Source organism: Altererythrobacter aquiaggeris, assembly GCF_037154015.1.
Taxonomy (GTDB): Bacteria; Pseudomonadota; Alphaproteobacteria; order Sphingomonadales; family Sphingomonadaceae; genus Aestuarierythrobacter; species Aestuarierythrobacter aquiaggeris.
Window position 1 is genome coordinate 1,554,159 of the sequence record NZ_JBANRL010000001.1, and the last position, 25,144, is coordinate 1,579,302.

Here is a 25,144-nt window from a genome sequence, read left to right on the forward strand (position 1 = left end):
CCCGCTTACATTCCGTATGTGATCACCAGCAAGAACGATAGCGTGGTGACCATTATCAAGACCAGCGGGACGCCCGTTCGGATGTAATCGCGGAATTCATAACTGCCCTCAGACATAATCATCATGTTTGTCTGATAAGCGATCGGAGTGGCGTAACAAAGGTTGCAGCCAAACAGCACCGCCAGAATCAGCGGCTCTGCCGGCAGACCCAGTTGTTGTGCGACACTGAAGGCAATTGGTGTGCCGACGGTCGCGGCAGTGGCATTAGACGCAAAATTGGTCAGAATTGTCACGAACAGCATGATCGCGGCCAGCACCGCTGCTGGTGCGAGATACTGCAATCCAAAAGCAAGCAGCTGGCCCAGCCAGTCGGCAGCGCCGCTTTCGTCGATAATCCGGCCCAGGGCGATACTCGCGGCAATCAGTACGATAACCTGCGCCGATAAAGCCCGCCCTACCCGGTCAAATTTCACGCAGCCGGTAACAAACATCAAGATCGCGCCGCCCAGTGCAGCAATTGCAATCGGGAAAATTCCGACCGATGCCAGACCGACACTTGCCCCCATGATGACAGCAGCCAGCACGGCTTTGGACCGGCGCGGGACTTCCCTTGCGCCTTCCAGCATCAGCAACCCATCCGCGCGCGCAAACCGCTGGAGATCGTCAGGCAGACCCATGACCAGCAGCACATCCCCTTCCGCGAAGTGCAAATCCCCGTCATCGGAATAGCGTTCCTGCCGGCCAAACAGTTTTTCCGGACGATGGATGCCCAGCACCGCAACACCGTACAGATCGCCGATACCACTGGTGGGCAACGTCCGGTCCAGCAATCGGGAATCTGCGGTTACCGCCATTTCGACGACGACAGTGTCCTGCCTGGTTTCGCGCGAGCGGTCACTGATCCGTTGGATTACCCAGTCAGGTGCGACCTCACCCTGCAAAATGCGCATGGCATTTTCCAGATCTTCATGTGTGCCTGAAACATCGAACCGCTGGTTCGGCTGCAAATGACTGGTGGGCGCATTGTGAAATGTAATATCGTCGGGCAGCCGCTTCATGATATCGACCAGCAACTGGCCCGTCAGCGGACTGTCCGAAGACACCCGCAGCCTCGCGCGGAACCGACGCTCCGTGTGGTCTTTCTCGACCCGGTTATCGCCCAGCAGGCGCGGCATGACCAGCCACACATAGGGCAGCGCAACCAGACCGGCGATCAGGACAATCGGCGTGTAGTGAAATACGCCCATGCGCGGCATACCCAGATCGACTGCGATCGATACCACCAGAATATTGGTGGACGTCCCGATGGTGGTTGCCAATCCGCCGAGGAGCGACGCCGCATTCAACGGCATGAGGGTCTTGGAAGCCGGTAATGCCCCGCGAGCGGCCAGCGCCACGAAAATCGGCATGAGCAGGACGAGCACCGGCGTATTGTTGACACCCATCGAAAGAACGAACGCAATCAGCAGCGATACCAGCAAGCCGAGTTGCAGATTGATCTTGAAAACGGTTTCCAGAAATCTCGCAGCAGGCTCCAGCGCGCCGGTGACCACCAGTCCGCGGCCCATAATCATGAGCGCGCAAATGGTGATCAGCGCGTGATGACCAAATCCGGAAAAGGCTAGAGCCAGTCCGTCCGTAGGCTGCGTGCCTGCCAAGGGGAGAAAATACAGCCCCACTGCAATCACCGCGATAATCAGCAACGAAATGATTTCGATCGAGAGGCGGCCGCGCGCAAAACCGATGAACATCGCGACCGTAACAGCCATAGCGGCCATCGCGTGGTAAGATGGCAGTCCTGGCAGCATAGCGTTCACAAGCAGAGCCCTAGCAGCGCATTCACCATCAGGCGAGTGAGTTTCTGTGCACAGCCGCTAACCCGCAAATTGGCCGAAGGGCCGCTGGCCGCGTGTTGCGTGCAGGCGAAATCCCGAACGATCCTTGGCCCTATTCGTCGTTCTGCAAATCTGGTGCCCCTGGCCGGAGTCGAACCGGCACTCCGTTAGGAACTCGATTTTGAGTCGAGCGCGTCTACCAATTCCACCACAGGGGCCCCTGAAATTCTGCCGAAGCAAAAGCTGGTAAGGCAAGACACGCGGGCCGATTAGCGCCGAGTGTCCCGCTGGGCAAGCCCGTTACTTGTTTGCTTCCTTCAGCGATGTCGTAATGATCTTGTGAAGGCGCGAATGCAGCGCATCGTTGCCGGCAATCACTTGCGTGTCACAGATCGGCTGCGAACGGCCGCGGTAGTCGGTTACAAACCCGCCCGCTTCGCGGATAAGCAAGCCGCCAGCAGCCGTGTCCCACGGGTTGAGATCGCTCTCCCAGAATGCGTCGAAGCGCCCCGCCGCGACCCAGGCCATATCGAGCGACGCTGCGCCAAACCGGCGGATGCCTGCAACTTCGGGACCGACGGCCGCAAAAATAGCCGACCATTCAGCGAAATTGCCATGTCCCTGATACGGAATACCCGTCGCAATCAGCGCATCGGACATCCGGTTTCGGACCGAGCAACGCAGCCGCGCATCCTGCAACCACGCACCGCGCGATTTTTCCGCCCAGAAAGTCTCGTCCGTGACCGGATTATAGACCACTGCAGCAATAACATCGCCCCAGCCCTTGCCGTCCAGCCGCGGCTCTTGCGCCGCAATTGAAATAGCGAAGTGCGGGATCCCGTGGAGAAAGTTGCTTGTGCCGTCGAGCGGATCGATAACCCAGCGAGGTTTCGTCGGATCGCCTTCGATCGTGCCGCCTTCTTCAAGCTCGAAACCCCAGTCAGGGCGTGCAACCAGCAATTCGTCGTACAGCGTGCGTTCGGAAACCTGATCGGCTTTCGATACGAAGTCTGCCGGACCCTTGCGGCTCACTTGCAGATGTTCGACTTCGCCAAAATCGCGGCGCAGTCGGTTGCCTGCCTTACGCGCTGCGCGTTCCATGACGCGAATAACTCCGGAAATCTGTGACATGATACCGCTCAGTTAGCCTTGCCGACATATGTGCGTTCGTACACATCAACGATGATGCGTGTCCCGCTTTCGATATGCGGCGGTACCATCACGCGAACGCCGTTCTCGAGGACGGCAGGTTTGTAGCTCGAGCTTGCCGTTTGCCCTTTCACAACCGCATCTGCTTCGGTGATTGTGGCTTCGACCTGATCCGGTAGCGCGACACTGATCGGTTTGTCGTTATACATTTCCAGCGTGACATCCATACCGTCCGTCAGAAATGCCGCTGCATCGCCAAGCAAATCGGTCGGCAGCTGAATTTGCTCGTAATTATCCTTGTCCATAAAGATCAGGTTGGCATCTTCGGCATACAGGAACTGGAATTCCTTGGTATCCAGATGCACTTTTTCGACCGTGTCGGCGCTACGATAGCGGACGTTGGTCTTGCGGCCATCGACGAGGTTTTTCATCTCGACCTGCATATAGGCACCGCCCTTGCCCGGCTGGGTATGCTGGATTTTTCCCACTTTCCAGATGCCCGTTTCATACTCGATGATGTTGCCGGGACGGATGTCCACGCCGCTGATTTTCATGGCTTAGCCTTCAATGTCAAAGAATGCGGGGAATAACCCGCCTGCGCGCGGGCCTTTAGCGTCTGCATGGCCCGCGGGCAAGCATCGCTGCTCCCCCCGGCCGCCAATAACTGGAAATTCACCCGTCAGATGCTATATACGGTCACGGAACGACAAATGATCGGAAAATCAATTCTTACACTCGCGGCAATCGCTGCGCTTACCGGTCCGGTCACAGCCGGATCGGGCGATACGCTCGCGACATTGCCGCGCGGCAGCTATGGCTGCGAATTGCCGGGCAATGCTGCCGGGCCTGCCGGTATCCCGGTGGATGAAATGAGTTTCAAGATCGAGAACGCGTCGAGCTACAATTCGGCGCGGGGAAGCGGGACCTACCTGCTGACGGGGCGGACCGTACGAATGACCAGCGGCCCGTTACGCGGGCTCAAATTCGACCGGGTTGGCCGGACGATGCTTCGCGAAATAACCGAAGACGGCACACCCGGGCGGATGCGCTGCGTGCTTTACGGCCGCTGACCGGTACCCGTGAGCAAGGGATAAGGATTGATTGCGGTTGTCGGCTCCCACCATTTTGCATCGGGGGTGGTTCTAAGAATGGCAAAATGCAAATGCGGCGACGCGGGATCCGCGTTACCGCTGCTTCCCACCGTACCCAGCCGCTGTCCGCGCCTGACGCGCTGCCCTTCTTTCAGTCCATCGGCATAGTCGCCCATATGCGCGTAATAATGGATCGTCTTGCGATCGGGGGAGCGCACATATAACGTTTTACCTCCCGCTTCGCTGAGAAAAATCTTTTCGATTTCGCCAGGGCCGGCGGCAATTACGGTTGTTCCCTCTTCGGCCATGATATCCAGCGCTTCGTGCAGCCGCGTTGCATCACCGCGCTGGTCGGTGAACGTATTTTGCAGATCGGCAGGCCTAACATTCAACACCGGTACAACCAGTTGATCGGTTTCGGCTGCATCGGGTTTCAAAACTTCATTGCTGTCCAGCGGCCCTTGCTCCGCTCCGCCGCGGGGCGGCGATGTGGCAATCTTGTTTGCAGAATCCGCGCCGGTCGCCGTCGTGGCTTCCGCCTCGGTGGCCTCGGCGGCTTTTTGATCATCCGCATACCGCATGAAACTTCCGCCGCCCACAATCCAGGCAGCGGAAGTCAATGTGGCGGTTGCCACGATTGTCACGATGCGTTCTGCAAATTTTAACGCCATATCAGGCCTCGAATAGCACCTTTGTCCTGGTTGATACCATCTGCGATAATCGCGCTGCATCCCAATTCGTCAAGCGTACACAGCCATGGCTTTGAGAACGACCGATAGTTTCTGGTGCCGGAGTGCCATGAATCCCGTAATGTTCCTTCGATAGATCAATCCACACCACGCCCACCGGCCCGTTGGGGCCCGGGGGCAGTTGCTGTTTTTCCTCGTCATCCGGGACATCCCAGAACAATTCGGGATTATATGCAAAGGGCGGATTATACGCGACCGCCGTGATGTCCCAGTCGCCCAGCGGCAGCGGATCATTGTCCGACCCGCTTGTCACGGTGAACAGCGCAACGAGCTTTCCATTGGCATCGAACGCCCGCAAGGTGCCTTTCGATGCGCTGACGACCACCTTCGTCACTTCGGGTTGCTCTGTGCCGACACCGAGCGAAGCCAGTGTCGCTTGCCATCCTTCATTGTCGATCTTGCCGGGCGCTATCCGGTCAGCACCGATGTTGGGAACGCGAATTTGCTGGCCAGCGGTAAAAAAAGACTTTTCCTGCGCGCTATCCGCAGTTTTCTTGCCAGCCGCGGCTGCGGATTTTGCCGTACCTTTTGCGACGGGTGCTTTGTCAGTCGGGTTTTGCGGCGCGGTCATCCCAGCCGGTTTTCCGCCAGGATTCAGTTCTTTGAGCACTGCCACAGTCGTATGGAACCGCTCGGCGAGTTTTTCATCAAGCGTGTTATAGCCAAGCCTATCCAGTTTGGCCTGTTCTGCCGGATTTTCGGGCACTTTGGTAAATTCGTGCGAAGCCCATTCCTGCGGAATGGTCACGACCCGCGTTGCCGGAATATTCGACCACTTTTCCAATGCCTTGGTTGTCGCTTCATCCATTTTTCCGGATATTTCGAGCGCATTTGCTTCCTGAAATCCGCGCAAGGCATTTTCGGTGGAAAGGCCCATCTTCCCGTCGATAACGCCGGGGCCAAATCCGCGGCGGTCAAGCACCACTTGCGCTTGCATCGTTGGACGTTCCTGACTGTCAGCAATGCCGACCGGTGCCGCTGTGTCATCCATCGGATCGCTGGACGCCATGCTGTCGGCAAGATTGTCCGACTGGCTGGCGGGATTGGCGGACACTTCGCTGCCCTGCTCCTGTTCCCTGTCGGTACCATTCAGTCCGCATGCCGAAAGTGCCAGTAGCGAAGCTGAAATCAATAATGTGCGCATAATAACTCCCCAAGTCGAAGCGCCGTCATGCGCCCTGTAAACGAGAAACGAATTGCCCGGCAGAAAGGTCCGGCAAATCAGAGTTTTGCGGCAAAAGCCTTTATCGCAGCAACCTCGTCACCGCCCCATACCGCACCGGACACCGCGATAAAGTCAGCCCCCGCTTCAATCAGCGGCGTGCAATTATCGGGCGTGATGCCGCCGATTGCCACGCATGGTAATTCAAACAGCCCCTGCCACCATGTCAGAATTTCAGGCTCCGGCCGGTGAGTGGTAGCTTTTGTGTCGCTCGGGTAAAAAGCTCCGAAGGCCACATAATCTGCGCCCGCTTCACCCGCATCCATCGCATGATGTCGGCTGTCATGGCAGGTAACGCCGATTTGGATATCAGTGCCGAGTTGCTCGCGGGCCTCGCGCACGTCGCCATCACTCTGGCCCAGATGCAGACCGTCAGCCTCCAACCGTTTTGCCAGTGCGATATTGTCATTAACAACAAATGCAACATCGCGCGCGCGGCAGATTTCAAGCAGCGGCGCCGCGAGCCGCGCAGCCTCATGCTGATCGATATCTTTGACACGGAACTGGAACGCTGCGACCGGACCGGCATCCAGAGCGCGCTCGAGGCGGGCAGGAAAATTTCCGCCGGTTTCCAGCGGCGAGATCAGATAAAGCAGGCATTTGGGGTTTTTGGCGGTCATGATCGCCCAATACCCTGCGCAGACAGCGCGGCCAACAGGTAAAGGAACACTTCAGCCTGTGGCGGGTTGATCAGCCATGCGCAACTTCCCTCTTCTAGCCAGTTCTTTGCTACTTGCAGGCTGCGTTACGGCCTCTGGCCAGCCAATGGATCAACCCACCGCCGGGATCGGCCAGATCGCCAATGTCGGCCCGGCCAGCATCACGCCCATGGGCGTGCTGGAGGACAGCCGCTGCCCCGAAGGCGTCCAGTGCGTCCACGCCGGGACGGTCCGCATCATGGCTGAAGTCGCTGCCGGCTGGGACACTGACCGCGCAGAAATGAAACTGGCAAAACCGGTCGAAGTGATCGGCGGGACCGTAACCCTGGTTGCCGCAGACCCGGCCCCGCGGTCGGGCGGGCAGGTAGCGGAAGTCGATTATCGCTTCACTTTCGCGTTCAAAGCCGAAAAATAGGGCTTCAGTTCAAGTAGCGCTGGCGCACCTGATTTCCTCGATCGCCGTCGCTAATGCCAAGTCAAATTCGGCATCGTCCATCTGCGCGCGTAGTTCTTCCAGCAATGCCCGGCTGAAACTGGCAATCATACCTTCGTTTCGGGCCAGTTTTTCACAGGCCTCTGCCCGGTTGAAGCCGCCGGACAGCGCCACCACCCGCGCAGTGTTAGGATGATCAACCAGCGATTTGTAAAGATTGGCTTGAACCGGAAGGCTGAGCTTCAGCATCACTTTGGTGCCGGCTGGTAATCCGCTGAGTTGTTTGGCGATTTCGTCACGCAAAATCACTTCGCCTTCAGCCCGGTCAGCCGAATTTATATTATATTCCGGTTCGATCATGGGCAACAGCCCGTGTTCGATGATCTGCCTGCCCACATCGAATTGCTGGCTGACGATTGCGGCAATTCCTGTGGGCGAAGCGCTGTTTATAACCGAACGCATCTTTGTGCCGAATATCCCCTTGGCCTTGCCGCGTTCCAGCAGCGCGCCGAGGTCGGGCATCGGTTTCATCATCTGGACGCCGTCCGCCTCGTCCTCAAGTCCTTTGTCCACCTTCAGGAACGGCACTACGCCGCGACTTTTCAGCTGGTCAGGCACCGATTTTCCGCCAGCATCGCCGTCCATCGTCCGTTCGAACAGAATAGCACCCAAAACCCGGTCGCCATTGAAGCTGGGAGATGTCACAATCCGCGTGCGCATCTCGTGTATTTTTGCGAACATTTGCTCGTCACCCGAATATTCGTGCTCCTCCACCCCGTAGCCGCGGAGCGCCTTCGGAGTAGAGCCGCCACTCTGGTCGAGCGCGGCAATAAAGCCTTGGCCCTGTTCAATCCGGGTGGTCATTTCCTGATGGTTCATCGCGCTGGTCCTGCTGTTGCTGCATACGAATGCGTCAATCGTCAGGCGCGCCCATAAACATGGCCCGCGTGCTCTGCAACCGGACGGTGTTACCTTTTCCCTGTTTCAACCGTATAACCCACAACCCCGGGGAGAATTTGCAGATGCTCGACAATATTCAGCAAAAACTTTGTGACGACAACAAAACCGATTTTAGCGATCTGAAAGCGTTGATGATCAATTGCACGCTAAAGCGTTCTCCGCAAAGCTCGCATACTGACGGTCTGCTCGAGATGGCGGAAACTATCATGACCCGCAATAAGGTGAGCGTCGACCGGCTGCGCGCGATAGACCACGATATAGCCACCGGCGTATATCCGGACATGACCGAACATGGTGCGCAAAGCGACGAATGGCCGGATATCTGGCCCCGCGTCAATGCCGCCGATATTCTGATAATCGGCACCCCGATCTGGCTCGGCGAAAAAAGCTCCATCTGTCAGAAAATCATCGAAAAACTCTACGCGCATTCCGGGCAGACAAACGATAAAGGCCAGTACATATTCTACGGCAAGGTCGGCGGCTGCATCGTGACGGGTAACGAAGACGGCATCAAACACGTCGGCATGGGCGTGTTATATTCACTGCAGCACGTGGGCTATACCATCCCGCCACAAGCCGATGCTGGCTGGATCGGGGAAGCGGGCCCAGGCCCGTCCTACGGTGACAAGCAGGATGACGGGAGCCGGGCAGGGTTTGACAACGATTTCACCCGGCGGAACACGACATTTGCCACCTGGAACATGATGCATATGGCACGTATGCTCAAGGACGCAGGCGGCCTGCCGGCGCACGGCAATTCGAAGGAACTGTGGAACGAAGGCCACAGTTTCGATGCACCCAACCCAGAATATCGCTAGATATTAGCTAACGAGCGCTGCCACACCCGGTAATTCATTGCCTTCCATCCATTCGAGGAAAGCGCCGCCAGCAGTTGAAACATACGTAAAATCATCGGCTACGCCGGCGAGATTTAGTGCGGCGACCGTATCACCGCCGCCTGCTACCGATACGAGCGAACCCTCATGCGTCAGCGCGGCTGCAGTTTTCGCCAACGCTACTGTCGCGGTTTCAAAAGGTTCGGTTTCGAAGGCACCCAGCGGCCCGTTCCAGACCAGCGTCCTGCACGTTTTGAGGACGTCTGCCAACGCCTCCACCGCGCTTTCGCCTATATCCAGAATCATCTCGTCGGCGCCCACTTCGTGCACATTGCAGGTCCGCAGGCTGGCAGGATTTGCGGCGAACTCTTTGGCAACGACGACGTCATACGGCAGATGCACCGTGCAGCCGGCACCATCGGCAGCGTCCATGATGGCATTGGCCGTATCCGCCAGATCATGTTCGCAAAGCGATTTGCCGACTGCCACACCGCGCGCAGCCAGGAATGTATTGGCCATGCCGCCGCCGATAATCAGGTGATCGACTTTGGTGACAAGATGTTCCAGCACCGCAAGTTTGGATGAAACCTTTGCCCCGCCCACCACGGCCGCAACAGGCGTCTCCGGATTGCCAAGCGCCTGCTCAAGCGCTTCGAGTTCCTTCTGCATTGCGCGGCCTGCGTAGGCCGGCAGATATCTGGTGATGCCTTGCGTGCTTGCATGGGCACGGTGCGCTGCCGAGAACGCATCGTTGACGTAGAAATCGCCATTCGCAGCAATCGATGCTGCAAAATCAGCGTCATTTGCCTCTTCTCCGGCCCAGAAACGCGTATTTTCGAGCAATCCGATGTCGCCGTTTCGCAAGATACCGATTGACTGTTCAACAACCGGTCCGGCGATTTCGGGAATAAACATCACCTCACGGCCCAGCACATCCTCGACTGCGTCCAGCGTCATACTCACCGACATGGTCGAATTGCGTTGACCTTTCGGCCGGCCAAAATGCGCCAGCAGCAAAACTTTCGCTCCCGCATCGGCCAATTCCAGGATTGTCGGCGCGGCGGCCTGAACGCGGGTCGTGTCGGTTACCGAACCGCCATCCATCGGCATATTCAGATCGACCCGAACCAATGCGACTTTGCCGGTGACATCGCCAAGATCGTCAAGCGTGCGAAAGGTGCTCATCTCGGGCTCAAATCAGGCCGGCCATAACGCCGGCTGTGTCGATCATACGGTTGGAAAAACCCCATTCATTATCGTACCAGCTGACAACGCGGGCAAGTTTGCCCTCCATCACGGTTGTCTCGAGACTGTCCACGGTCGAACTGGCGGGAAAATGGTTGAAGTCCGAGCTCACCAGCGGTTGGTCGGTAAAATAAAGAACGCCCTTCATTGCACCTTCGGACGCGGCCTTGAGCGCATCGTTGAGTTCTTCCGCAGATGTGTCGCGCGTTGGCGTGAACACCAGATCGATCAGGCTGACGTTCGGTGTCGGAACCCGCACGGACGATCCGTCCAGTTTGCCGTTCAGTTCGGGTAAAACCAGACCGACCGCGCGCGCCGCGCCGGTGGTTGTGGGGATCATGTTTTGCGCGCCGCCGCGGGCACGGCGCATATCGCTGTGCATCTGGTCCAGCATACGCTGATCATTGGTGTAACTGTGGATCGTGGTCATGAACCCACGCTCGATCCCGACCCTATCGTTGAGCACTTTCGCCACCGGCGCGAGGCAGTTGGTCGTACAGCTCGCGTTGGAAACAATCACGTCGGATGCTGTCAGTTGGTCGTGATTGACGCCATAAACAACTGTTTTGGTAACGTTTTTGGCAGGGGCGGAGATCAGCACACGCTTGGCACCCGCATCGATATGCGGCTGGGCCTCTTCGTGTGACTGGAAAAAACCGGTGCATTCCAGCACGATATCGATACCCATTTCGGCGTGCGGAAGCTTGCCGGGTTCACGCTCCGAGGTGACCGCTATCTTCTTGCCGTTCACGGTGATGCTGCTGCCATCGCTGGTCACTTCGCCGGGAAAACGGCCGTGGGTGGAATCGTATTGGAAAAGCAGTGCATTGGCCTTCGCATCGGCCAGATCGTTGATCGCGACGAGTTCCAGATCGTGATCGTCCCGCTCCAGAATGGCGCGTGCTACCAGGCGCCCGATGCGCCCGAAACCGTTGATTGCAACCTTGGTCGCCATGGTAAAAGCTCCTGCTTAACTACTGATCTTGTTAATAATCTGTGGAATAATCGAATCGACCGTAAAGCCGAACTTCTCGAAAAGCTGTTCTGCCGGGGCGGAGGCGCCGAACCGGTCCAATCCGATATTGACACCGTCAATCCCGGTGTAGCGTTGCCAGCCAAGCGTTGTGCCGGCCTCGATCGAAACCCTGACGAGATCATCGCCCGTCGCCAGCACATCTGCCTTATAGGCCCCGTCCTGCTGCTCGAACATTTCCATGCAAGGCATCGACACGACGTCCGCGCCGATCCCGCCCGCTTCCAGCTTTGCCGCGACATCCATCGCGAGGTGCACCTCGCTGCCGGTTGCGATCAGAAGCACCTTTCTTGCCGCTTCGGCTGACTTGAGACGGTAGGCGCCCTTCGCCGACATATTCTCCGAACCAGACCAGTTCTTGCTTTCTGCGCCGCGCATGGGCGGCAATGCCTGGCGGGTAAGCGCGTGGACCGAAGGTGTGTCGGTCGTTTTCAGCGAATGCGCCCAGCACTCCGCCGTTTCGATGGCGTCGCACGGGCGATAGACGTTGAGGTTCGGGATCAGCCGCAGGCTCATCACCTGTTCGACCGGCTGGTGTGTCGGGCCATCTTCGCCAAGTCCGATCGAATCGTGCGTCAGCACGTAAATTGCCTGCGTCTGCTGCAAGGCGGACAGCCGGATAGCATTGCGGCAATAATCGCTGAAGATCAGGAACGTGCCGCCATAGGGTACCACGCCGCCATGAAGCGCCATGCCGTTCATCGCGGCCGCCATACCGAATTCGCGAATGCCATAATAGACATAGCGTCCATCATAGCTATCAGCCTGAAACGGCAATGTTGATGATGTCCTGGTGTTATTCGAACCGGTCAGGTCAGCCGATCCGCCGATCATTTGCGGCAGTTTTTCGGTCAACGCTTCAAGCGCCATTTCCGACGATTTACGCGTCGCAACTTCGGGGGCATCGTCTGCGAGCGCGTGAATATGGTTTTCGATGGCCGCGTCCGCCATATCGGCAACCGGCATCAGATGGCTTTCAAAGGCTCCACGATGAGCCGATGCTTCGAGACGTTTCTTCCAGTCGGCATGAGCGGCCTTGCCCCGGTCGCCGGTCGAATGCCAGTCGGACATGATTGTATCCGGGATCACAAATGGTTCGGATTCCCAGCCCAGCATTTCGCGCGCCGCTGCAATTTCATCCGCACCCAGCGGTGCGCCGTGGGTCGCGCTGGTGCCCTGCTTGGTGGGTGCACCCTTGCCGATAATTGTCTTGCACGCCACGAGCGAAGGGCGCGGGTCGGCCATGGCTTCTTCAATAGCGCGGCGAATGTCAGCCACATCATGCCCGTCACAGCGGACCGTATGCCATTTGGCGGACTGGAAGCGCGCTTCGACATCTTCGCTGGTCGACAGATCGGCGCTACCGTCGATGGTGATATTATTATCGTCCCATAGAACGATCATTTGCCCAAGATTCAGATGGCCGGCGAGGCCGATCGCCTCGTGATTGATACCTTCCATCAGGCAACCATCGCCTGAAACGACCCAGGTGCGGTGATCGACCAGATCATCACCGAACTTTGCATTGAGATGCCGTTCTGCCATTGCCATGCCAACGCCCATCGCAAGCCCTTGGCCCAGCGGACCGGTGGTGCATTCCACCGCGTCGAGCAGGAAGTTTTCCGGGTGCCCTGCGCAAGGGCTGCCCAACTGGCGGAAATTGCGGATATTGTCGATCGTGGGCGCGGCATAGCCCGACAGGTGCAACAGCGAATAAATCAGCATCGAGCCATGGCCGGCCGACAAAATGAACCTGTCACGGTCAGCCCAATCAGGCGCGGAAGGGTCGAACTTGATAAAATCGGACCACAGCACCGTAGCGACGTCGGCCATGCCCATCGGCATGCCCGGGTGGCCGCTATTGGCAGCCTGAACGGCATCCATCGACAAGGCTCTGATCGCATTGGCCATCGGCGCGAGACGGGATTGGCCAAAACTGGACTGGTCGAGGCTCATAGACGGTGGTGCTCCTGCCGGTACCGCGCCGCAGAATTTCAAGCACCCCTGCGGGGCGATTCGGCGCGCGCAAAGGTCATTCGCCAATGGGCAAGGCAAGGTCAACCGCCCGCCGCAGGAAGTCCCCTTCAAATCGGGGTAAAGGCCAATCAAGGCCGTTTATCAACAGGGCGCGCCAAACCTTTGCGAATATGCAAAGTTTGATTTATTATACGCATATGTCACGTGACCGGACCAGACAGGCAATGACCAGGATCGAAAGCGCACTCGCGCGGATCGAAAGTGCAGCGGCCAAAACTGCACCGGGTGCTGCCGCCGCGAACGAACCTGTTTCCCGGTTGGTGGAAAAGCATGAAAAACTGCGCGAGACTGTGGCGGCGACTTTGCGTGAACTTGACGATTTGCTGGCAAAGGCCGGATTATGAGCGAAGTCACGCTGACCATTGGCGGCAAGGATTATGTGGTTGCCTGCGGTGATGGCGAAGAAGCCCATATCGCCAGGCTGGGGCAATCCATCGATGCCAAGCTCAAACAAATGGGCGATACCGGCGGAAACGAGGCGCGCCGTCTGTTATTCGCCTCGTTACTGCTTGCTGACGAGGTCGCTGACCTTAAAAATAATTCCGCGGAACCGCCGCCGCTCACAGCCGGCGCATCCGGCGCGGCAGAGGATGCCGAAATGGCCGATCTGCTCGAACGGATGGCTGACCGGCTCGAAGGATGTGCTTCGCTGCTTGAGAAGCGCTAGGCAACCGCCTACATAGGGCTGGACGGGTACTGCCCGGCACGCGCCGTTTGATATCCCTGAGGCTATAAGCAAATCTAAGGGGTTTGTCCCTGGCTGGACCGTGGTCCGGCACATACGATCCCCACCTGACGTGACCGCGTCAGAGGATTTCTAGGCTCCGACCCATGGTGGGCCCGTCACTTACTTTGCTCCGCGGTTATGCGGCGCAGGCCGATTTTTAGGACTGTTTTTTGGACGCCAAGGCGAAACTCAGAACCGGGCTTCGAAACATTCGCCGCGCGCATGTCGAAGCAATGCCGGGGAGCACCCGCGCGCTCCTGTTCAAAATTCCTCCGGCTCCGCTGCGGGAAACGATACCCGCTGGCGCCACCATCGGCCTGTACCGCGCAACCGCTTTCGAAGCGCCGGCAACGCCTTACGCCAGATATTTCATGGAAAATGGGTACCGGGTCGCCCTGCCTTGGTTCGAGCATAAGGGTGCAGCAATGGATTTTCGCCTGTGGACGGATCCTTTTGGCGAAAGTGATTTAACAATCGGTCCGTTTGGCCTGATGCAACCAGCGGATGATGCGGCGGCCGCAGTGCCGGATGTATTGTTTGCGCCGCTGCTGGGCTTCACCGCCTCGGGCGACCGCCTTGGCCAGGGCGGCGGGCATTACGACCGCTGGCTTGCCGATCATCCCGGAACGGATGTGATCGGCATGGCGTGGGACGCCCAACTGCTGGATGAATTACCCACAGAACCCCATGACAAGCCCATGAGGGCTGTCGTCACACCAACGCGTATTTACGGGCCATTTGCATGAGAAACGAACCGACATGGCGCATTCCCGCCGGTATTCTGGCGCTGGTTGTCGGACTGACTGCATATGCCGCGGCTGTTACGTGGGCATCGACCTGGATCGGGCAAATGCACGTTTTGCTCCAGACCGTGATCTATCTGGTTCTGGGAGTGATCTGGCTCTTGCCGCTCAGGCGGTTTCTGATCTGGATGGAAACCGGAAGCTGGAGCGCGCCTGACGAAACGTAAACCCAGCGCAACTGCGCAACTTGTTCCACCGCATCCAAATTTCTGCATAATTGCGCCAAAAATGGCGCGAGTGACGAGACTTGAACTCGCGACCTCCGGCGTGACAGGCCGGCGCTCTAACCAACTGAGCTACACCCGCTTAAACAGGGCGATGCCCTGTGGGAGCAGCGCCACTAGGACAGCAAATTGGGGCTGTCAACAAATCTGATCGGCTAAAATGCTCCAGCCGCAAATTTGCGTGGAAATTGGCGAACCGATGGCAATTCCTGCCGCGGCGTTAACCATATCTTCGCGTCTCGCCGCGATAGAGAATTCTCTTTGCCTGCCGGCAATTCTGGGGGATTTTATGGTTCGCGCTCTTGCTCCGATTTTGGCGTCTCTTGCCGCGCTGGCACTGGCGGTCCCGCTTGCCGCTCAGGAACGGGTCCAGTTGGCCAGTTCGGTGTTCGTGGAAAGTGCGCCCTCGGCAAACGGCTATTTATCGCTTTCGCGCGCGACCACACTAGCACGCGGCGACCGGGTTGTGCTGCTGGTCGAATGGACCGCCCCGTCCAATCGCCGATCCTTTATTGTGGCGGCCAAAGTGCCGGCCTCGCTCGCGTTTCAGCGCAGCGGGCTGGAGACGGTCGAGATTTCGGCAGATGGCGGTCGCAGCTGGGGCCGTCTGGGCAGCTTGCGGATTGGCCAAAGCGGCCGTCTGGCATCACCAGAGGATGCAACGCATCTGCGCTGGCTAATCACTCCGCAGGATGCCCAGCGCGCCAATGGACGGATCGCTTACAGCGCGCTTGTCCGATAAATCAGTCGCGCTAATCCGCCAGAATCAGCGCGGGTGCTTCAAGCAATTTCTTGATTTCCTGAACGAAGCTCGCCGCGTCGTAGCCATCGACAACGCGGTGATCGCAGCTGATCGAGATATTCATCAGCTTGCGCTTTTCGATCCGTTCGCCGCCCTGCCCGTCAGCAACAAACATCGGCCGCTCGATAATCCGGTTGGGTCCGATTATGGCCACTTCAGGACGGTTGATCACCGGTGTCGTGGCAACCCCTCCCAAAGGTCCAAGCGACGTTAGCGTCAAGGTGGAACCCGATAACTCGTCCGATTTGGCAGTGCCGTCACGCGCTGCATTCGCCAGACGGACAATTTCACCAGCAAGCTGCCACAAATTTCTGGACTGGGCATTGCGGATCACGGGGACCATCAGTCCGTTATCGGTTTGCGCAGCCATCCCCAAATGCACAGCGCCGTGCCGCGTGACCACATTCGCCTCATCATCGTAGCGGGCATTGATCATCGGATATTGCGGCAGCACCTTGCAGATCGCGGCAATCAGCAGCGGCATCATGGTGAGTTTGGGCCGGCCGCCGCGGGCATCATTGAGCTGCCCGCGCATCCGCTCCAGTTCTGTCACATCGCATTCCTCGACATAGGAAAAATGCGGAATGTTTCGTTTGGATGCAGCCATGTTTTCGGCAATCCGGCGGCGCAGACCGATGACCTTGATCGGCTGATCTTCACGCGTCTTGCCGGATGCGGAAAATCCGCCTCCCGCATTATACGACAGGAAAGCGTCCAGATCGGCATGGCGAAGACGGCCATCTTCCGCAGGCCTTACCTCGCCAAGGTCTATGCCGAGGTCCTTTGCCCGCTTGCGGACAGCGGGAGAGGCCAGAACCTTGACAGATGACCGAGCAACCGGCTCGGCTGCGGGAGCGGGGGTTGGCGCCGGAGTTGGCGCCGGAGTTGGTGCCGGAGCCCCGGTAGTTGCAATGGCATCGTCGGCATCGCCGGCATCGGAATTCTCAACTTCGATACGCTCGCCGAAAGCATCGTCCTTGGGGGCCGGTGCGGCCTGCGTGGCGGCTGCGTTTTCTTCCTCGATATCGTCAGGCACTTCGCCCTCTACCTCGACAACCACCAGCATCGAGCCGATCGCGATGATATCGCCGGCTTCGCCCGCAATCTCGAGCACCTTGCCCTTCACCGGGCTTTCCATTTCGACAGTGGCCTTGTCCGTCATGACGTCGGCCAGACGGTCATCTTCATCGATCATGTCACCGACCTTGACGTGCCAGTTGACGATCTCCGCCTCGGCAATACCTTCTCCGATGTCGGGCAGGTTGAATGTAAAACGTGCCATCAGGTCAGTCTTTCAAAATTGAGTCGATAGCCTCGCCAATGCGGACGGGACCAGGAAAATATGCCCATTCGAGGCTGTGCGGATAGGGGGTGTCAAACCCGGTCACGCGGGCAACGGGCGCTTCGAGGTGGTAGAAACAATGTTCCTGCACCAGCGCCGATAATTCGGCGCCGAAACCTGCCGTGCGTGTGGCCTCGTGGACGATGAGACACTTTCCGGTTTTTTTGACGGATTTTTCGATTGCCTTGATATCGACCGGAACGATCGTCCGCAGGTCCACGATGTCGGCGTCGACACCTTTTTCCTCGCATACTGCACGGGCCACGTGAACCATCGTGCCATAAGCCAGCACTGTCAGTTCCTCGCCTTCGGTCACTGTCCGCGCAGTACCCAGTTCGATGCGGTAATGGCCTTCTGGAACGACGCTGTCGGCGTGCTTTTTCCAAGGCTCCACCGGCTTGTCGTAATATCCTGTGAAGGGGCCGTTATATATCCGCTTGGGTTCGAAGAATATCACAGGATCGTTATCTTCGATCGCCGCAATCAGCAGACCCTTTGCGTCATAGGGCGTGGAGGGGATAACTGTCTTCAAGCCGGAGACGTGCGCAAAAATTGCCTCGGGGCTTTGACTGTGCGTCTGGCCGCCGAAGATGCCGCCGCCAAAGGGCGAGCGCACAGTAATCGGCGCGATAAATTCGCCGGCCGAACGGTAACGCAGGCGCGCAGCTTCCGAAATCAGCTGATCCATGCCGGGATAAATGTAGTCCGCAAACTGGATTTCCGGCACCGGACGCAAGCCGTATGCGCCCATCCCGACCGCCGCACCGATGATCCCGCATTCGTTGATCGGCGTGTCGAACACACGGTTGGTGCCATATTTATCCTGCAGTCCTGCTGTTGCACGGAACACACCGCCAAAATAGCCGACGTCCTCGCCCATAATCACGATATCGGGATCACGGTCCATCATCACATCGAGCGCTTCGTTGATCGCTTCGATCATGTTCAACCGGCGCGGTTCGGTAGCGGCTGCGGGTGCCATGGCGGATTTGGTATCGGCGCTCATGGTTTTTTCCCCTCGGGCCATTTGATCGCTCGTTCGCGGATGGCCTGCTCGCTCTGCTCCTTGAGATGCCAGGGCAGGTCTTCGAAAACATCTTCGAACATGGTCGCAAACGGATGATGCAAACCGTGGCCCAGGATACCGTTCTTTTCAGCTTCCTTGGTGGCTGCCTTTACTTCATCGGCGCAGACAAGATCCATCGCAGCGTGCCGGTCCTCCGACCATTCGCCCAGTCCGATGAGATGTTTCTTGAGCCGCGTCACGGGATCGCCAAGCGGCCATTCCTCGCGCTCCTGTGCTGACCGGTATGCGCTTGGATCATCCGACGTCGAATGGCCTTCCGCGCGATAGGTAAAATATTCGATCAGCGTTGGCCCGCCGTTAGAGCGCGCACGGTCGGCCGCCCACTTTTGTGCTGCATACACCGCCAGCGCGTCATTTCCATCGACCCGCAGCCCGGCTATGCCATAGCCCATGGCACGGGCCGCAAAACTCGTGCGTTCCGCCCCGGCGAATCCGCTGAAACTGCTGATTGCCCATTGATTATTGACCACATTCAGGATCACCGGCGCATTGTAAACCGCTGCGAAGGTGCAGGCTGAATGAAAATCACCCTCCGCGCTCGAGCCTTCACCAATCCATGTGGCGGCAATCCGGCTGTCACCCTTGATTGCGCTGGCCATCGCCCAGCCGACAGCTTGCGGAGTTTGCGTCGCCAGATTGCCGCTGATCGTAAAAAAGCTGTGCTCGCGGCTGGAATACATGATCGGCAGTTGGCGGCCCTTCAGCTTGTCGCCCTTGTTCGAATAAATCTGGTTGATCATCTCCACCAGCGGATAACCCCGCGCAATCAGGATACCTTGCTGGCGGTAGCTGGGGAAAACCATGTCATCGGACGCAAGCGCCATCGCGGCGCTGACAGAGGTCGCTTCTTCGCCGGTGCACTTCATATAGAAGCTGGTTTTGCCCTGGCGCTGGCCGCGGTACATCCGTTCGTCAAATGCGCGGACCAATGCAAAATTGTGCAACATGGTGCGCAGGGTTTCAGGCGAAAGCCGCGGGTCCCATGGACCGTGCGCCTTGTCATCATCGCCGAGCACACGGATCAGATCGAGGCACAGCGGATGCGTGTCTTTCGCGTCGCACGCCTCATCAGGGCGGAACTGCTCGCCCGCCTTTGTCACGACGACGTGCGAGAAATCGACCGCATCACCCGGGCGATAATACGGTTCGGGAACATGCAACGACAGCTTCGGCTTGTTGCCGCGCTTGTCGTCCAGTTTATCGGGGCCTTTGCCCATAGAACTCCCCCGGAGTGGCTGATCCGCGCCAATAGCCAGCGCGGATGCATTATTTTAAGGTTGCGACATATTATTACGTGCCGCGCAAACGGTCAAGATGACAGCTTCTTATACCGCCACGGGCGCGCGCAACGGACTATCGGGCGCATAATTCCTGACTTCAAAATCATCGATACGGTAATCGAACATCGTGCCGGGCTTACGCGTTATTTCCAGCACCGGACTGCCCGACGGTACCCTCTCCAGCTGTGTTTCGACCAGATCGGCATGGTTCAGGTACAAATGCGTATCCCCGCCCATCCACACGAATTCTCCCACATCAAGCCCGGCCTGCTGCGCAAACATCCGTTGCAGCAGCGCGGCTGACCAGAGATTGAACGGCAACCCGAGCGCGACATCGCAGCTTCTCTGATACATCAACCCGTTCAATTTCCCGTCAGCGACATGAAACTGATATGTCTTGTGGCATGGCGGAAGTGCCATCAAATCCAGTTCCGCGACGTTCCAGCCTTCCAGAATATGCCTGCGGCTGCCGGGATTGTTTCTCAGACTATCGACGATCTGGGCGACCTGATTGATCCCCTTGCCGCGCTCATATTTGCCGTCCGGACCGTATCGATACGTCGGCCAATCGACCCACTGTTTGCCGTACACCGGACCAAGATCGCCCCAGCGTTGGGCGAAACCCTCATCTTCGACAATTCGTTGCGAAAAAACTTCACGCGAAATCTCATCACCCGTTTCCCGACGATAGGTGTCGAGCGGCCAGTCGGTCCATATTTCGACACCTTGCGCACAAAGACTGCGGATGTTGGTATCGCCCGTCAAAAACCACAGCAATTCACGCGTTGCGGTTTTCCAGTAAACGCGTTTGGTGGTAATCAGCGGCATCGCACCATTTGCAAGATCAAACCGCAGCATCGCGCCAAAAACCGAACGCGTGCCGATACCCGTCCGGTCCTTCCGCTCGTCACCGGTTTCCCAGATGCGCCGCATCAGATCGAGATATTGCCATTCGTAGTGAAGGCTTCTTGCGCAAGAATCGCTGGCGGGACGGGTGGTGGGCATTTGCCGTTATTAACGCTGTGTCCCCGCGCTTTCCACCCCTCCCCCACGCAGGTTCGGGGCGATTGCATCCTTACCGTCTCATGCGCATTTCTCACCGCAATCAGGCTATTACTTGCCGCAGGAAAAGTATATCGGACAATACACCTCGCCTAATTACGGCTGTGCCAGCAATAAATAATCCAATCTGGATCTAAACCTAAAGACCAGGCAAGGGTTTACAGTCAATTAACCAATCAGCGGTAGTAATTCATACGAATAAAATATTTCAGCCGGACTGCCCGATATAAACTGTGCGGCTGAAATGCAAAACCGGGGATTGTTATGGAGCAGGTTGGGCATCCAATGACGGGCAGTACGTTGGATAATCGAAAGACAGAGCGCGCGGACGTGGCTGTTTTTGCAAGATACCGGACAGGGCGCGGCATTCAGATGCGCGTGCGCATGCTTGATCTGTCCGAAGCCGGCTGCAAACTTTACGAGAAGCGAACGCCGCTTTCACCGGGCGACAAGATTTCGATGCGAATCGAAATGCTGGGAATGTTTGATGCCAAGGTCATATGGGTGAAAACGGATCTGATCGGTATAAGGTTTGAAATGCCGCTCTACGGCCCGGTTTTCGATCATATTCGCTCCACTCTCAGCGGCAAATCAGTTTAACCTCTCTTGCGCCTTGCCCGGGTCCGGGCCCGCGGGCATATGGCTGCGATGTCTAATGACAAAGCAGAGCGCCGTCAGCGCGCGGTTCCAAGCGGGCGGCTGTCACGCTTATCCACATTCGGCAGGCTTGCCGGGGGGCTGGCTGGCGGAATGCTGGCCGAAGGATCGCGGCGGCTTGCCAGCGGAGAGATACCCAGAATCAATGATATGATATTGACGCCGGGCAACGCCATGCGGCTGGCAGACCGCCTGTCCCATTTGCGCGGCGCCGCGATGAAGCTCGGCCAGATGATATCGATGGATGCCGGCGACATGCTACCGCCCGAACTTTCAGGTATCCTCGCGACATTACGTGATAATGCCAATTTCATGCCTGCGCGCCAGCTGGACAAGGTGCTGATTGCAGAATGGGGGCCTGACTGGCGGAGCCGTTTCAAACGGTTTGAACCGCGTCCCGTTGCGGCTGCGTCCATCGGGCAGGTCCACCGTGCCGTCACCCGCGGCGGCGAGACGTTGGCTATAAAGGTGCAATATCCCGGCATCCGCGAAAGTATCGATGCCGATGTGGACAATGTCGCAACCTTGCTTCGAATGTCGGGAATGCTGCCGGCAGAACTGGATTTTGGTCCCCTGCTCAAAGCGGCCAAGGAACAGCTTCACGAAGAAGCCGATTACGTCCGCGAAGGGGAGCAATTGCAACGCTATGCCGCGTTACTGGCCGACCGGCCCGAATTTGTGGTGCCCACGCTCGACAGATCGTTCACCGGCGAACGTATTTTGGCAATGAGTTTCGAGCCGGGGGTTCCCATCGAAAGTCTGGAATCCGCACCGCAGGACATCCGCGACCGTGTTTCGGGACAGATCATCGAGTTGGTCGGACGCGAATTGTTCGAATTCGGCGTGATGCAAACCGATCCCAATTTCGCCAATTATCGCTATCAACCCGAAACCGGGCGGATCGTGTTGCTCGACTTTGGCGCGGCACGCGATGTCTCGCCGCAAATCGCCGGATCGTACCGCCGCCTGCTGGTCGCCGGATTGGCGGGTGACCGCGATGCAGTGCGCGATGCAGCCGTGACCGCCGGTTTCGTCAATCCCGCCGCAATCCGCAATCACCGCGATCGGATCGATACCATGATTGACGTCATTCTCGGAGAAATGACCCGCGACGATGTGTTTGATTTTGGCGACCGCGCGTTTGTAACGGTGCTACGCGATGAGGGTATGGCAATAGCAGAGGACAGGTCCTCCTGGCATCTGCCGCCAGCCGAAACGCTGTTCATACAGCGAAAAGTCAGCGGCACCGCTCTGCTCGGTGCGCGGTTGAAGGCAAAAGTCGATGTGCGCGGAATTGTCTCGCGCATTCTCGATGCCAATCCGGTGATGACGACATGACCCGTCCTTCCTTGCTGTTCGTCTGTCTTGGAAACATCTGCCGCTCACCCATGGCAGAAGGTGCGATGCGGCTGGTGGCGCAGCGCAGCGGCCTGGACATCGGGATCGATTCGGCGGGGACCGCGGCCTATCATATAGGCGCCTCGCCCGACGATCGCGCGCAGGCGGCAGCGCTGCGGCACGGCGCAGATATTTCGGACCTTCGGGGTAGGCAAGTGACTGCAGCCGACTTCCATCATTTCACCCATATTTTCGCGCTTGATGCCAGCAATCTGGCAAATTTGCGCCGCCTGTCACCGGCTGATGCGACCGCAAAACTTTCATTGTTGATGGACGCGGTCCCGGGGCAGGAGGGCATGGCGGTTGCCGACCCCTATTATGGCGCCGATGCCGGATTTGAAGTGACCTGGAGCGAGGTTTACGCTGCAGCGGAAGCATTGGCGGGCAGGTTAAGTATCTAACCGCCGCGCAGGAGCTGGACGCCCCAATCGCGTTCAAACAAATAGAGCAGCACTCTTGCCGCCTCGCCCCTCGGGCTCGCCAGGCCGCCGTCACGCTCGACCAGCAGACGGGCATCGTCATGCGCGGTCGGCAACAGGCGAGTGATCTGCTCCAGCGTTGCAACATTGAAAGGTGTATCGCCCGATTGACGCGTGCCGAGCAATTCACCGCCGCCGCGCAGCCGCAGATCCTCTTCAGCCAGCAAGAAGCCATCCTGTGTCTCGCGCATCAGCGCCAGTCGTTCGCGTGCTGTCTCGGACATCATATTGCCGCGCAGCAGCAGACAGACGGACTTTTCAGATCCCCGCCCCACACGTCCGCGTAGCTGGTGTAATTGCGCCAGCCCGAAGCGTTCCGCCTGTTCGATTACCATCAATGTGGAATTTGGCACATCGACCCCGACTTCAATCACCGTGGTTGCAACGAGTACCTTGGCCTCGCCGCGCGCAAAACGTTCCATGCCGGCATCTTTTTCTTCGGGTCTGAGCTGGCCGTGGACCAGCACCACATCGTTGCCGAACCGTCCGTTCAATGTCAGATAACGCTGCTCGGCGGCAGCGATGTCAGCGGTTTCGCTTTCGCGCACCATCGGACATACCCAATAGGCCTGCTGCCCGGTTTCCAGATGCCTTGCCAAACCTTCGATGACATCGGCCAGACGTTCCTGCGCAACAACGCGGGTGTCGATCGCCTGCCTGCCCGGCGGCAATTCATCCAGGCGGCTAACGTCCATTTCGCCATATTGTGCCAACGTCAGCGTGCGCGGAATCGGAGTGGCCGTCATCGCCAGCGTATGCGGTGACCGTTTGCCCTTTTGCGCCAGCATCAACCGCTGGCTCACTCCAAAACGGTGCTGCTCGTCGATCACGACCAGCGCCAGATCCTTGTAAGATACGCTGTCCTGAAAAATCGCGTGGGTGCCCACCACCATGTCGATACTTCCGTCAAGCAAACCCATCAGGATCGCCTCTCTTGCCCTGCCCTTGTCGCGGCCCGTCAGCAGCGCAATTTCCGCGCCGGTGGGCGCGGCCATCTGGCGCAGGGTTTCAAAGTGCTGGCGCGCAAGGATTTCGGTTGGGGCAAGCAATGCGGCCTGTGATCCTGCCTCCACAGCGATCAGCATCGCTTCCAGCGCGACAACCGTCTTGCCCGAACCAACATCGCCTTGCAGAAGCCGTAACATCGGCGCGCCTTGCGCGATGTCGCCTTCTATTTCGCCAATCGACCGCAACTGCGCGCCGGTCAGCTGAAACGGCAATTCCAGTTTCGCGCGCAGCGATCCGTCGCCCTTCAGCGGTCTGCCCTTGCGGTCCTTGTTCGCGAGCCGGACCAGCATCAGCGCGAGGCTGTTCGCAAGCAGTTCGTCATAGGCCAGCCGGTCCCTCGCACCTTCATCCTCTCCGCCATGGGCCATTTTCAGCGCGGTCAACCACTCCGGCCACTTGCGGCTCGCCAGCAGGCCCGGTTCAATCCATTCCGGCAGCGGCGAAATCCGGTCCAGCGCCTGCGCGACGAGGCTCGCGACACGCGGCTGGGTCAACCCTTCGGATAAGGCATATACCGGTTCGCACAGTCGGGTGAGAGTGTCTGCATCATCCGCAACCACATGATCGGGATGCACGATTTGCAGCATATCGCCATACCGGTCCAGCCTGCCCGCAACCCAGCGTTTTTCGCCCACGGGCAGCAGTTTTTTGGCAGTGTAGGACGCGCGCCCGAAATAGGTTAGCGAACAGATATTGCCAAGCGCGTCCTGCGCCAGCACGCGGTAGGGGCCGCGCCCGCTTGCTCCGCGATGTTCGGTCGGGGTCAGCGCGATGACGACATGTTCACCCTCGCCCGCTTCGTCCAGATTATCGACCGCGCGGCGCGTTACGAAACGTTCAGGCAGATGATAGGCAATATCGCGCACGCGCGTCAGGCCCAGTTTTTCCAGCGGCTTCCTGATTTTCGGCCCTACACCGTCCAGCGCAGCGGTTTCGATAAACAGGGGATTGAGAATATCGGGCCGCATGAAAATTCGCTCTAAAGGGTTTTCGCCACACTGCGAAGTCGCTTTTGCACATCAAGTA

At 58.2% G+C, this 25,144-nt stretch carries 26 protein-coding genes and 2 tRNA genes; 11 read left to right on the forward strand and 17 right to left on the reverse strand.

Annotated elements, in window-relative coordinates:
* Window positions 1-5 precede the first annotated feature (5 nt).
* From WFP06_RS07620 to efp, 4 genes are all read right to left on the reverse strand, one after another.
* The gene (locus tag WFP06_RS07620; RefSeq protein WP_336986619.1) at window positions 6-1,769 is read right to left on the reverse strand and encodes an SLC13 family permease; all 1,764 of its coding nucleotides are present in this window, start codon (window positions 1,767-1,769) and stop codon (window positions 6-8) included.
* Window positions 1,770-1,968: 199 nt separating this feature from the next.
* Window positions 1,969-2,053, reverse strand: a tRNA-Leu gene (locus tag WFP06_RS07625).
* Between the two features lie 82 nt (window positions 2,054-2,135).
* The gene (locus WFP06_RS07630; RefSeq protein WP_336986620.1) at window positions 2,136-2,966 is read right to left on the reverse strand and encodes an inositol monophosphatase family protein; all 831 of its coding nucleotides are present in this window, start codon (window positions 2,964-2,966) and stop codon (window positions 2,136-2,138) included.
* Window positions 2,967-2,974: 8 nt separating this feature from the next.
* On the reverse strand, window positions 2,975-3,538 hold the full coding sequence (gene efp, locus WFP06_RS07635) for an elongation factor P (protein ID WP_336986621.1): 564 nt from the start codon (window positions 3,536-3,538) through the stop codon (window positions 2,975-2,977).
* A gap of 156 nt (window positions 3,539-3,694) precedes the next feature.
* Between efp and WFP06_RS07640 the strand changes: the two genes are divergently transcribed.
* The gene (locus WFP06_RS07640) at window positions 3,695-4,054 is read left to right on the forward strand and encodes an elongation factor P (protein WP_336986622.1); all 360 of its coding nucleotides are present in this window, start codon (window positions 3,695-3,697) and stop codon (window positions 4,052-4,054) included.
* On the opposite strand, the gene WFP06_RS07645 is transcribed toward WFP06_RS07640, so the two are convergent.
* The 3 genes from WFP06_RS07645 to thiE form a co-directional block, all read right to left on the reverse strand.
* Complete coding sequence (locus WFP06_RS07645; protein ID WP_336986623.1) at window positions 4,042-4,746, reverse strand: M23 family metallopeptidase; 705 nt, start codon at window positions 4,744-4,746, stop codon at window positions 4,042-4,044. The two genes, WFP06_RS07640 and WFP06_RS07645, sit on opposite strands and share 13 nt — an antisense overlap.
* A gap of 1 nt (window position 4,747) precedes the next feature.
* On the reverse strand, window positions 4,748-5,968 hold the full coding sequence (locus tag WFP06_RS07650) for a L,D-transpeptidase family protein (protein WP_336986624.1): 1,221 nt from the start codon (window positions 5,966-5,968) through the stop codon (window positions 4,748-4,750).
* Between the two features lie 77 nt (window positions 5,969-6,045).
* Window positions 6,046-6,666, reverse strand: coding sequence for a thiamine phosphate synthase (gene thiE / locus WFP06_RS07655; protein ID WP_336986625.1), 621 nt, complete (start codon window positions 6,664-6,666; stop codon window positions 6,046-6,048).
* A gap of 145 nt (window positions 6,667-6,811) precedes the next feature.
* On the opposite strand from thiE, the gene WFP06_RS07660 reads away from it, so the two are divergent.
* Window positions 6,812-7,120 carry a hypothetical protein gene (locus WFP06_RS07660; protein ID WP_336986626.1) on the forward strand — a complete coding sequence of 103 codons (309 nt, stop codon included), beginning with the start codon at window positions 6,812-6,814 and terminating at the stop codon, window positions 7,118-7,120.
* A 9-nt stretch (window positions 7,121-7,129) separates the two neighbouring features.
* On the opposite strand, the gene WFP06_RS07665 is transcribed toward WFP06_RS07660, so the two are convergent.
* Window positions 7,130-8,017 (reverse strand): fructose bisphosphate aldolase, encoded by an 888-nt coding sequence (locus tag WFP06_RS07665; protein WP_336986627.1) that lies wholly within the window; start codon window positions 8,015-8,017, stop codon window positions 7,130-7,132.
* Window positions 8,018-8,160: 143 nt separating this feature from the next.
* On the opposite strand from WFP06_RS07665, the gene WFP06_RS07670 reads away from it, so the two are divergent.
* Window positions 8,161-8,916 (forward strand): flavodoxin family protein, encoded by a 756-nt coding sequence (locus WFP06_RS07670; RefSeq protein ID WP_336986628.1) that lies wholly within the window; start codon window positions 8,161-8,163, stop codon window positions 8,914-8,916.
* Between the two features lie 3 nt (window positions 8,917-8,919).
* On the opposite strand, the gene WFP06_RS07675 is transcribed toward WFP06_RS07670, so the two are convergent.
* Genes WFP06_RS07675 through tkt form a run of 3 tightly spaced genes read right to left on the reverse strand, consistent with a single transcriptional unit; the run spans window position 8,920 to window position 13,168 of the window.
* A complete protein-coding gene (locus WFP06_RS07675) occupies window positions 8,920-10,119 on the reverse strand; it encodes a phosphoglycerate kinase (RefSeq protein ID WP_336986629.1) in 1,200 nt (399 codons plus the stop codon).
* A 7-nt stretch (window positions 10,120-10,126) separates the two neighbouring features.
* Window positions 10,127-11,134 carry a type I glyceraldehyde-3-phosphate dehydrogenase gene (gap, locus tag WFP06_RS07680; protein WP_336986630.1) on the reverse strand — a complete coding sequence of 336 codons (1,008 nt, stop codon included), beginning with the start codon at window positions 11,132-11,134 and terminating at the stop codon, window positions 10,127-10,129.
* 15 nt (window positions 11,135-11,149) lie between these two features.
* Window positions 11,150-13,168 (reverse strand): transketolase, encoded by a 2,019-nt coding sequence (gene tkt / locus WFP06_RS07685; RefSeq protein WP_336986631.1) that lies wholly within the window; start codon window positions 13,166-13,168, stop codon window positions 11,150-11,152.
* A 218-nt stretch (window positions 13,169-13,386) separates the two neighbouring features.
* Between tkt and WFP06_RS07690 the strand changes: the two genes are divergently transcribed.
* The 4 genes from WFP06_RS07690 (at window position 13,387) to WFP06_RS07705 (ending at window position 14,946) form a co-directional block, all read left to right on the forward strand.
* The gene (locus WFP06_RS07690; protein WP_336986632.1) at window positions 13,387-13,593 is read left to right on the forward strand and encodes a hypothetical protein; all 207 of its coding nucleotides are present in this window, start codon (window positions 13,387-13,389) and stop codon (window positions 13,591-13,593) included.
* Entirely contained in the window at window positions 13,590-13,916 is a 327-nt protein-coding gene (locus WFP06_RS07695) for a cell division protein ZapA (RefSeq protein ID WP_336986633.1), read from the forward strand. The genes WFP06_RS07690 and WFP06_RS07695 overlap by 4 nt, the downstream gene beginning before the upstream one ends.
* A 230-nt stretch (window positions 13,917-14,146) precedes the next feature.
* Window positions 14,147-14,722 carry a 5-formyltetrahydrofolate cyclo-ligase gene (locus tag WFP06_RS07700; protein WP_336986634.1) on the forward strand — a complete coding sequence of 192 codons (576 nt, stop codon included), beginning with the start codon at window positions 14,147-14,149 and terminating at the stop codon, window positions 14,720-14,722.
* Window positions 14,719-14,946 carry a DUF2842 domain-containing protein gene (locus WFP06_RS07705; protein WP_336986635.1) on the forward strand — a complete coding sequence of 76 codons (228 nt, stop codon included), beginning with the start codon at window positions 14,719-14,721 and terminating at the stop codon, window positions 14,944-14,946. The genes WFP06_RS07700 and WFP06_RS07705 overlap by 4 nt, the downstream gene beginning before the upstream one ends.
* A gap of 62 nt (window positions 14,947-15,008) precedes the next feature.
* On the opposite strand, the gene WFP06_RS07710 is transcribed toward WFP06_RS07705, so the two are convergent.
* Window positions 15,009-15,085: transfer RNA gene (locus tag WFP06_RS07710), tRNA-Asp, on the reverse strand.
* 117 nt (window positions 15,086-15,202) lie between these two features.
* On the opposite strand from WFP06_RS07710, the gene WFP06_RS07715 reads away from it, so the two are divergent.
* Entirely contained in the window at window positions 15,203-15,745 is a 543-nt protein-coding gene (locus tag WFP06_RS07715) for a hypothetical protein (RefSeq protein WP_336986636.1), read from the forward strand.
* A gap of 10 nt (window positions 15,746-15,755) precedes the next feature.
* On the opposite strand, the gene WFP06_RS07720 is transcribed toward WFP06_RS07715, so the two are convergent.
* The 4 genes from WFP06_RS07720 to thyA form a co-directional block, all read right to left on the reverse strand.
* Complete coding sequence (locus WFP06_RS07720; RefSeq protein WP_336986637.1) at window positions 15,756-17,087, reverse strand: dihydrolipoamide acetyltransferase family protein; 1,332 nt, start codon at window positions 17,085-17,087, stop codon at window positions 15,756-15,758.
* A gap of 4 nt (window positions 17,088-17,091) precedes the next feature.
* Window positions 17,092-18,153 (reverse strand): alpha-ketoacid dehydrogenase subunit beta, encoded by a 1,062-nt coding sequence (locus tag WFP06_RS07725; RefSeq protein ID WP_336986638.1) that lies wholly within the window; start codon window positions 18,151-18,153, stop codon window positions 17,092-17,094.
* Window positions 18,150-19,451 carry a thiamine pyrophosphate-dependent enzyme gene (locus WFP06_RS07730; RefSeq protein WP_336986639.1) on the reverse strand — a complete coding sequence of 434 codons (1,302 nt, stop codon included), beginning with the start codon at window positions 19,449-19,451 and terminating at the stop codon, window positions 18,150-18,152. The genes WFP06_RS07725 and WFP06_RS07730 overlap by 4 nt, the downstream gene beginning before the upstream one ends.
* A 108-nt stretch (window positions 19,452-19,559) precedes the next feature.
* Entirely contained in the window at window positions 19,560-20,519 is a 960-nt protein-coding gene (thyA, locus tag WFP06_RS07735) for a thymidylate synthase (RefSeq protein ID WP_336986640.1), read from the reverse strand.
* A gap of 342 nt (window positions 20,520-20,861) precedes the next feature.
* Here thyA and WFP06_RS07740 point away from each other — a divergent pair, with 342 nt between their 5' ends.
* Genes WFP06_RS07740 through WFP06_RS07750 form a run of 3 tightly spaced genes read left to right on the forward strand, consistent with a single transcriptional unit; the run spans window position 20,862 to window position 23,032 of the window.
* Window positions 20,862-21,176: a PilZ domain-containing protein gene (locus WFP06_RS07740; protein ID WP_336986641.1), complete on the forward strand. Its 315-nt coding sequence runs from the start codon at window positions 20,862-20,864 to the stop codon at window positions 21,174-21,176.
* A gap of 48 nt (window positions 21,177-21,224) precedes the next feature.
* The gene (locus WFP06_RS07745) at window positions 21,225-22,571 is read left to right on the forward strand and encodes an ABC1 kinase family protein (protein WP_336986642.1); all 1,347 of its coding nucleotides are present in this window, start codon (window positions 21,225-21,227) and stop codon (window positions 22,569-22,571) included.
* Window positions 22,568-23,032: a low molecular weight protein-tyrosine-phosphatase gene (locus tag WFP06_RS07750; RefSeq protein ID WP_336986643.1), complete on the forward strand. Its 465-nt coding sequence runs from the start codon at window positions 22,568-22,570 to the stop codon at window positions 23,030-23,032. The genes WFP06_RS07745 and WFP06_RS07750 overlap by 4 nt, the downstream gene beginning before the upstream one ends.
* On the opposite strand, the gene recG is transcribed toward WFP06_RS07750, so the two are convergent.
* A complete protein-coding gene (gene recG / locus WFP06_RS07755; RefSeq protein WP_336986644.1) occupies window positions 23,029-25,086 on the reverse strand; it encodes an ATP-dependent DNA helicase RecG in 2,058 nt (685 codons plus the stop codon). The two genes, WFP06_RS07750 and recG, sit on opposite strands and share 4 nt — an antisense overlap.
* Between the last annotated feature and the right edge of the window lie 58 nt (window positions 25,087-25,144).

What these genes read in the sequence shown, in the direction of transcription:
- WFP06_RS07705 (WP_336986635.1), top strand. Translation starts at nt 14,719, where the DNA reads ATGAGAAACGAACCGACATGGCGCATTCCCGCCGGTATTCTGGCGCTG.
- WFP06_RS07640 (WP_336986622.1), top strand. Translation starts at nt 3,695, where the DNA reads ATGATCGGAAAATCAATTCTTACACTCGCGGCAATCGCTGCGCTTACC.
- WFP06_RS07650 (WP_336986624.1), bottom strand. Translation starts at nt 5,968, where the DNA reads ATGCGCACATTATTGATTTCAGCTTCGCTACTGGCACTTTCGGCATGC.
- WFP06_RS07695 (WP_336986633.1), top strand. Translation starts at nt 13,590, where the DNA reads ATGAGCGAAGTCACGCTGACCATTGGCGGCAAGGATTATGTGGTTGCC.
- WFP06_RS07675 (WP_336986629.1), bottom strand. Translation starts at nt 10,119, where the DNA reads ATGAGCACCTTTCGCACGCTTGACGATCTTGGCGATGTCACCGGCAAA.
- thiE (WP_336986625.1), bottom strand. Translation starts at nt 6,666, where the DNA reads ATGACCGCCAAAAACCCCAAATGCCTGCTTTATCTGATCTCGCCGCTG.
- WFP06_RS07750 (WP_336986643.1), top strand. Translation starts at nt 22,568, where the DNA reads ATGACCCGTCCTTCCTTGCTGTTCGTCTGTCTTGGAAACATCTGCCGC.
- WFP06_RS07670 (WP_336986628.1), top strand. Translation starts at nt 8,161, where the DNA reads ATGCTCGACAATATTCAGCAAAAACTTTGTGACGACAACAAAACCGAT.
- WFP06_RS07715 (WP_336986636.1), top strand. Translation starts at nt 15,203, where the DNA reads ATGGCAATTCCTGCCGCGGCGTTAACCATATCTTCGCGTCTCGCCGCG.
- WFP06_RS07745 (WP_336986642.1), top strand. Translation starts at nt 21,225, where the DNA reads ATGTCTAATGACAAAGCAGAGCGCCGTCAGCGCGCGGTTCCAAGCGGG.
- WFP06_RS07730 (WP_336986639.1), bottom strand. Translation starts at nt 19,451, where the DNA reads ATGGGCAAAGGCCCCGATAAACTGGACGACAAGCGCGGCAACAAGCCG.
- WFP06_RS07740 (WP_336986641.1), top strand. Translation starts at nt 20,862, where the DNA reads ATGACGGGCAGTACGTTGGATAATCGAAAGACAGAGCGCGCGGACGTG.
- WFP06_RS07645 (WP_336986623.1), bottom strand. Translation starts at nt 4,746, where the DNA reads ATGGCGTTAAAATTTGCAGAACGCATCGTGACAATCGTGGCAACCGCC.
- WFP06_RS07620 (WP_336986619.1), bottom strand. Translation starts at nt 1,769, where the DNA reads ATGGCTGTTACGGTCGCGATGTTCATCGGTTTTGCGCGCGGCCGCCTC.
- WFP06_RS07630 (WP_336986620.1), bottom strand. Translation starts at nt 2,966, where the DNA reads ATGTCACAGATTTCCGGAGTTATTCGCGTCATGGAACGCGCAGCGCGT.
- WFP06_RS07690 (WP_336986632.1), top strand. Translation starts at nt 13,387, where the DNA reads ATGTCACGTGACCGGACCAGACAGGCAATGACCAGGATCGAAAGCGCA.
- thyA (WP_336986640.1), bottom strand. Translation starts at nt 20,519, where the DNA reads ATGCCCACCACCCGTCCCGCCAGCGATTCTTGCGCAAGAAGCCTTCAC.
- WFP06_RS07725 (WP_336986638.1), bottom strand. Translation starts at nt 18,153, where the DNA reads ATGAGCGCCGATACCAAATCCGCCATGGCACCCGCAGCCGCTACCGAA.
- WFP06_RS07665 (WP_336986627.1), bottom strand. Translation starts at nt 8,017, where the DNA reads ATGAACCATCAGGAAATGACCACCCGGATTGAACAGGGCCAAGGCTTT.
- gap (WP_336986630.1), bottom strand. Translation starts at nt 11,134, where the DNA reads ATGGCGACCAAGGTTGCAATCAACGGTTTCGGGCGCATCGGGCGCCTG.
- WFP06_RS07720 (WP_336986637.1), bottom strand. Translation starts at nt 17,087, where the DNA reads ATGGCACGTTTTACATTCAACCTGCCCGACATCGGAGAAGGTATTGCC.
- WFP06_RS07660 (WP_336986626.1), top strand. Translation starts at nt 6,812, where the DNA reads ATGGATCAACCCACCGCCGGGATCGGCCAGATCGCCAATGTCGGCCCG.
- efp (WP_336986621.1), bottom strand. Translation starts at nt 3,538, where the DNA reads ATGAAAATCAGCGGCGTGGACATCCGTCCCGGCAACATCATCGAGTAT.
- recG (WP_336986644.1), bottom strand. Translation starts at nt 25,086, where the DNA reads ATGCGGCCCGATATTCTCAATCCCCTGTTTATCGAAACCGCTGCGCTG.
- tkt (WP_336986631.1), bottom strand. Translation starts at nt 13,168, where the DNA reads ATGAGCCTCGACCAGTCCAGTTTTGGCCAATCCCGTCTCGCGCCGATG.